Source organism: Streptomyces sp., assembly GCF_019510245.1.
In the GTDB taxonomy this organism is placed as follows: Bacteria; Actinomycetota; Actinomycetes; order Streptomycetales; family Streptomycetaceae; genus Streptomyces.
Genome location: NZ_JAEKKT010000369.1, coordinates 1 through 6,091 on the forward strand (window position 1 = coordinate 1; position 6,091 = coordinate 6,091).

5 protein-coding genes and 1 pseudogene are annotated in these 6,091 nt (G+C 72.5%); all 6 read right to left on the reverse strand.

Annotated features, from left to right (window positions below; translation table 11 throughout):
• Positions 1 to 1,007, reverse strand: a 1,007-nt coding sequence (locus tag JF597_RS51750; protein WP_294013646.1) for a resuscitation-promoting factor, incomplete at its 3' end; no start/stop codon positions are given.
• 277 nt (positions 1,008 to 1,284) lie between these two features.
• Positions 1,285 to 3,579, reverse strand: coding sequence for an FtsX-like permease family protein (locus JF597_RS51755; protein WP_294013649.1), 2,295 nt, complete (start codon positions 3,577 to 3,579; stop codon positions 1,285 to 1,287).
• Positions 3,576 to 4,253 (reverse strand): ABC transporter ATP-binding protein, encoded by a 678-nt coding sequence (locus JF597_RS51760; RefSeq protein WP_294013651.1) that lies wholly within the window; start codon positions 4,251 to 4,253, stop codon positions 3,576 to 3,578. Before JF597_RS51760 ends, JF597_RS51755 begins: the two co-directional genes overlap by 4 nt.
• Positions 4,250 to 4,774 carry a PadR family transcriptional regulator gene (locus JF597_RS51765; protein ID WP_294013654.1) on the reverse strand — a complete coding sequence of 175 codons (525 nt, stop codon included), beginning with the start codon at positions 4,772 to 4,774 and terminating at the stop codon, positions 4,250 to 4,252. Before JF597_RS51765 ends, JF597_RS51760 begins: the two co-directional genes overlap by 4 nt.
• A gap of 27 nt (positions 4,775 to 4,801) precedes the next feature.
• Positions 4,802 to 5,629, reverse strand: coding sequence for a TatD family hydrolase (locus tag JF597_RS51770; RefSeq protein ID WP_294013657.1), 828 nt, complete (start codon positions 5,627 to 5,629; stop codon positions 4,802 to 4,804).
• Positions 5,616 to 6,091 (reverse strand): annotated as a pseudogene (locus JF597_RS51775) (class I tRNA ligase family protein); the annotation flags it as partial. The gene JF597_RS51770 and the pseudogene JF597_RS51775, both read right to left, overlap by 14 nt.

Here is a 6,091-nt window from a genome sequence, read left to right on the forward strand (position 1 = left end):
CTGCCACCCATGTTGTGCCAGGTGCTGAGGGTGAACTGGTAGAGGCCGCGGTAGGTCCCGCCGCTGCTCACCGCCCGCGGGTTGCCGCCGGACTCGCAGTTGGCCAGAGCGGCCCAGTTGAGGCCGTCCGCACCCTCGACGCTGCGGGGCCGCGGCTTGGTGCCGTAGGCGACGATCTTGTCCACCGGAGTGGCGGTCACGCGGTGCGAGAACTGCCGCTTCGCCGCGAGCCGGCCGTTGACGAACTTCAGCTTGAAGGTGCGGTGCAGCACGCCGATCCGGCCCGGCCGCACGACCCGGCTCTGCCCGACGTAGAGCGAGCTGGTGGGACGGCGTACGACGTGGAACCCGATCGGGCTGTCCTCCGCGACCTCGCGGCCGAAGATGCGGGTGATCCGCACGACCATGCCGTTCTTGACCGAGGTGCCGCCGGCCACCGACAGCCGGTCGGTCGGCCGCAGCCGCACGTGCGCCTCGCGCAGCACCTGCTGCACCTGCAGCGCGTTGGTCGTCAGCCGCCGCACCTTGCCGCCGTCGAGCAGCTGCACGGTCTTGCGGGTCCGGACGTCGAGCGAGAAGCCCTTGAGCGGGATGGCGCGCGAGCGGTCGGCCGAGAGCAGCGCACCGCCGGCGCGCAGCCCGATCTGGTCCAGTGCCTCGTCAACGGACATCGCGGTCACCCAGACCGAGCGCGGGGTGCCGTCGACCGTCAGCTGCAGCTCGCGTCCCCGGCGGAGCACGACCACGGTGCGGCTGTTGAGCCGGGTGGTCGGGGCGGGGGCGAGCAGGTCGTGGGCGCCGACCGTCAGGTGCGCGGCCTTGAGGGCGTCGCCGACGGTGTCGCCGTGGGTGCGGACGGTGGAGCGCTGGCCGTCGACCGTGACGGCGACCGACTTCGCCGAGGCGGCGTAGGCGGCCTGGCCGCCCCAGGCGGCGAGGAAGGCCACGCCGAGGGCGACAGGTCGGAGGAGGAGGGAGGACCGTGAGGAGAGGGAGCGGTTGCTCACGCGACACCAATGCTCGAGCTTCCCGGGCACGGGGACGGCGCGGTCCTGCTGCCGGGAGGGGGCCCGGCAGCGGAAGAGCCGGTGCGATGACCGGCCCCCCGCACCGCCTGGGACTTCCCCGACCCCGGCGGATTTAGGGGCGAACGTAACCGTCCCCCGTGCGACACGCCAAATGCCCAGATCCCTCGTGGACGGCGAATCGGGCCTGTGGACAGCCTGTGGACGGGGAAAACCGCAGGTGGGAGGGCCCACGCTCACGGAGCGTGTGACACCGATCTCACTCGGCGCGCAGGGCCTCCGGACGCCCGACCGCCGACACCAGCGGGAGGGTGGCGGCGGTCGCCAGCAGGACCGCTGCCACGGCGGCGAGAGCGGTCAGCCCCCACCCGCCCCACGGCAGCGTCCACGCGTCCTCAGTCAACCCGAGGTAGCAGGCGCTGGCGACGGCCGCGGCGCCGAGGGCAGCCAGCACGTTGGTCAGCATCGGCGCCGCCATCTGCAGCAGCACGCTGCGGCGCAGGGTCCTCAGCGGCGTCCCGAACGCCACCAGGGTGGCGAGGCTGCGCCGGCGCTCGTGCACCGCGTCGGCTGTCGTGACGGCGAGGGAGGCGGCCCCCACGAGCAGAGCCAGGACGAGCCCGATCCGGACCGCCCGCAGGTAGCCCTCGTAGACCATGGCGGCCCCCGAGACCGCCTCCTGCGGCGTCTGAGAGGTCATCGCCAGGACGAACGGCATCGCTGCTCGGGTGCGCTCGACCGTCGTCGTCGTGCCGTCGGTCGTGGCGAACAGCCGCGTCCCGCGGGCACGTGGCAGCAGTTCCGGGTCGATGAGCAGCTCGCCGTCCGCCAGCCCGCTGTACTGCAGGAAGAGCGGGACGTGCAGGACGGGGATCCGCGCGGGCAGCTGGAAGTGGCCGCTGATCCGGTCGTTGTCGTCGAGGATCCCCACGGTGCTGCCGGCGGCCAGCTCTGCGCCGTACGGAGTGGCGAGCCGGTAGACCTTGGCGTCGGTGCAGCCGATGTCGCGTCGCAGCGTGGTGGCGAGGTCGGTGCACGAGCCGATGGCGACCTGCCTGGACGAGGTGTCCGGCGCGATGTTGCCGTTGTCGCCCTTCCAGCCGGGCGGAGCGAGCTGGGCAGTGCCGACGGCGACGACCGAACGGACGCCGGGGACACGCCGCACCCCGGCCACGTCGACAGCTCCGAGGTCCGTTGCTGTCGTCAGGGTTCCCTTGGGCAGCAGGTGAACCAGGTCGACGTCGCTGCTCGTGCGCGACCCCTGCAGAACCGGCAGGAAGGCCAGCAACCACGCGGCGGAGAACACGACGAGCACCATCCCGGTGACGACGCGGGCGCTCGCGGACGGGTCTGAGTCGATGCGCCGGGCAGCGAGCCCCGCGCTGACCCATGGCAGTCGACTCAGCAGCCCTGCGCCCAGGCGCGACATGGCGGGGGCGGCGACCGCGAGTCCGATCAGCGTCAGGCCACCACCGCCGAGGAGCAGTGTCGTGCCGGTCGGGTCTCCAGGCGGCCACGCGTGATGGTTGAGGCGGAGGGCGATCAGCATGCCGAGACCAGTGGCGACGGGCAGCAGCCGCCACCACCCGACTCCCCGCACCCGCGCCGACCGTCGCAGCCCGAGCGGGCTCATGACCACCTTGCGCAGCGAGAGGACGGCAGAGACGACAGCGAGGAGAGGTACGCCGACCAGCACCGCAGCGACCTCGGCAGCTGTCGGCATCAGGTCCTGCGCGTAGACGCCTTCGGGGAAGGGCAGCAGCGCGCAGGCGGGACCGCGCAGCAGCCAGAAGACGGCGAGACCGCCTGCAACACCGGCGATCCCGGCGAGCAGGCCCTCCGCCGCGGCGATCGTGCGCGCCTGCCGCGGCGTCGCCCCGACCAGTCGCAGGGCCGAGAGCCGGCGGTCACGGGAGCTCGCCGAGAGCCGGGTCGCGGTGGCGACGAGGACGAGGACCGGCAGCAGGAGCCCAAGGGCACCCAGCCACGCGGCGAGCCGCAGCTCGATCGGGGTGAGCGGCTTCTCGTGGTGGTGTCCGAAGTACTGCACCGGCTGGGCTTGGGCCGGCACTGTGCCGACGCCGACGTAGGCGTAGAGCTCGTGCGGGCCGGCCAGACCGCTCTCGGCGATCGTCCCCACCACGCGTCCGTGGACGCGGCTGGCCAGCTCCTCGGGGTGACGTCGCAGGTCCGCCGCGAGGTCGGGCGAGACGATGGCCTCCCCCGCACGCGGGTAGCGGCGCAGCCCCGGGGGCAGCAGAGCGCCGGGCTCGGCGTTCACGAGCCGGACGGTCAGGGGCTTGCCGCGGTACCACCCGTCGGCCGTCTCGATGGTGACCCTCGCTGCCGGCGCGGGCAGTCCGCGGGACGCCATCGCGCCGACCGACACGGTGGAGCGGGCGTCGATCCGGTCGAGCTTCGCCTGCCGTGCCGGCATCGCGCCGAGCGCACCCAGCAGGAACGCGACGGTGAAGGACACTGCGACAGCGGTGACCACCAGGCGCACCCGGTTCCCTTGCAGCGCAAGGCGAATCCCGAGACGCCAGGCGCTCATGCGACGACCGCGGCAGCGAGAGCACCGTCGCGGATGACGACCTCGCGGTCGGCGTAGGCCGCGATCCGCGGCTCGTGCGTCACCAGCACGACGCTGGAGCCCTGCTCGCGTGCGGCACCGATGAGCAGGTCCATCACGAGCTCGCCGTTGAGCGAGTCGAGCGCACCCGTCGGCTCGTCGGCGAACACGACACGGGGACCGGCAACGAGGGCCCGCGCCACCGCGACGCGCTGCCCCTGGCCGCCCGACATCTCGCCCGCCCGCTTGTGCGCGACGTCGCCGACCTCGAGTCGCTCGAGCCACTCCAGGGCCCGCGCGCCCGCCGTACGCCGGTTGTGCCCGGACAGCCGCAGCGGCAGGGCCACGTTCTCGATCGCAGACAGCTCCGGGACGAGCGAGCCGAACTGGAACACGAAGCCGAAGTCGCTGCGGCGGAGCTCCGACCGGAGCTCGTCGGCAAGCGTGTCGAGACGGCCACCGCGGTAGCGCACCTCGCCGCTGTCCGGCACGAGGATCCCGGCGAGGCAGTGCAGCAGCGTGCTCTTGCCCGAGCCGCTGGGACCGAGCAGGGCCAGCACCTCGCCTGGGGCGACGTCCACGCTGGCACCGGTCAGCGCAGGAGAGGCGCCGAACGACAGGTGCAGGTCGCGGGCGGTGAGCAGCGGCTCGGTCATCGCGTCAGCTCCTTGGCAAGCCGGTCCAGGCGAGCGGTGGTGTGCTCGAGCCACCGCAGGTCCGCCTCGAGGTGGAACAGCGCGTAGTCGAGGGCGAGCACGCGGTCGAGGTCGGCGTCCTTCTTGCGCGCGGTGAGGTCGCGCATGGCGACAAGGTGCTCGGCCCGCTGCGCGTCCAGCACGTGCCTCGCGTCGCGACCGGACTGCAGCGCGAGCACCACCTTCGCGAACAGCACCGGCTGCAGGTAGGCGGCCGGACCTTCGGGCTCGGTGAACCAGCGGTCCAAGTCGATCACCCCGTCCTCGGTCACCGCGTAGGTGGTGCGGTCGGGGCCGCCCTCCCTCCCTGTACCGCTGACGACGACGAAGCCGTCGCGCTCCAGCCGTCCGAGGGTCGCGTAGACCTGGCCAGGCTTGAGAGGACGGTCGTGCCCGAAGTGCGCGTCGTACGCCCGCTTGAGGTCGTAGCCGTGCCGCGGCTGCACCTCCAGCAGGCCGAGCAGGGTGTGCGGTACCGACATGCCGCACACTATGCACTCAGTGACTAGTTACGGCAAGGAGAAGGCGCGCCGGGTGTTCGCGGCCACCGCGGCGCACAGCTCGTCGAGGTCCTCGCCCCTCGTCGCGGCCAGGCTCCGCATGGTGTGCGGGACGAGGTACGGCGCGTTGGGCCGCCCGCGGAACGGCATCGGGGTGAGGAACGGCGCGTCGGTCTCGACGAGGACCCGGTCCTGCGGGCAGACCGCCGCCGCCGCGCGCAGCTCATCGTTGGGCTTGAAGGTGACGGGGCCGGCGAAGGACAGGTACCAGCCGACCTCGGCGCAGGTCCGTGCCATCGCAGCATCGCCGGAGAAGCAGTGGAAGACGGTGACCTCCGGAGCGCCCTCCTCACGCAGGACGCGGAGCACGTCGTCGTGGGCGTCCCGGTCGTGGATGACAAGCGCCTTGCCGGTCTCCTTCGCGATCGCGATGTGGGCGCGGAACGAGTCCTCCTGCGCGTCCCGACCCTCGGGGCCGGTGCGGAAGTGGTCGAGGCCGGTCTCCCCGACGCCCCGCACCTGCGGCAGCTGCGCCAGCCGCTCGATCTCCTGGAGGGCCTCGCGCGTCGCCGCGCCCTTGCCGGCCTCGTTCGGGTGCAGCGCGACCGTCGCCCAGACGCTGTCGAACCGTGCCGCGAGGTCCGCCGACAGCCGGCTGCTCTCCACGTCGACGCCCACCTGCACGACGGTGTCGATCCCGACCGAGAGCGCCAGGTCGAGCTGCGCCTGCACGTCGCCACCCATGATGTCGAGGTGGCAGTGGCTGTCGGCCACCGCGACGGCCAGCGGCTCCGGCGCCGGCGGCGGCTCCTCCTGCGAGCGGCTACCCCTGCTCAAGACGGGCCAGCTCCTCGTCGACCACGGACGGGTCGAGCTTGGTGAACAGCGGGACCGGCGGGCCGATCTCGACGCCCGGCGTGATCGGCTGCGACTCCCACACCGCTGCGGTGTCGTAGTCGCCCATCAGCACCGGGTACGACGGTCCGCCGTCGAGGTCGTCCACCTCGACGACCCGAGGCTGACCGGACCACTCACCCGCGCCGCCGAGCATCTCCCAGACCTTCTGCGAGCTGTGCGGCAGGAACGGGGTCAGCAGCGTCTTCGCGTCGGAGATGAGCTGCAGCGCGACGTGCAGCACGGTGGCCCGTCGATCGGGATCGTCCTTGAGCTTCCACGGTGCCTGGTCCGACAGGTACTTGTTCGCCTCGCCGACCACCCGCATCGCCTCGGTGATGGCGGCCTTCACCTGGTTGCGTCCGAGGAAGTGGCCCACCGTCTCGAAGGACTCTGAGGACGCAC

What these genes read in the sequence shown, in the direction of transcription:
- JF597_RS51755 (WP_294013649.1), bottom strand. Translation starts at nt 3,579, where the DNA reads ATGAGCGCCTGGCGTCTCGGGATTCGCCTTGCGCTGCAAGGGAACCGG.
- JF597_RS51760 (WP_294013651.1), bottom strand. Translation starts at nt 4,253, where the DNA reads ATGACCGAGCCGCTGCTCACCGCCCGCGACCTGCACCTGTCGTTCGGC.
- JF597_RS51765 (WP_294013654.1), bottom strand. Translation starts at nt 4,774, where the DNA reads ATGTCGGTACCGCACACCCTGCTCGGCCTGCTGGAGGTGCAGCCGCGG.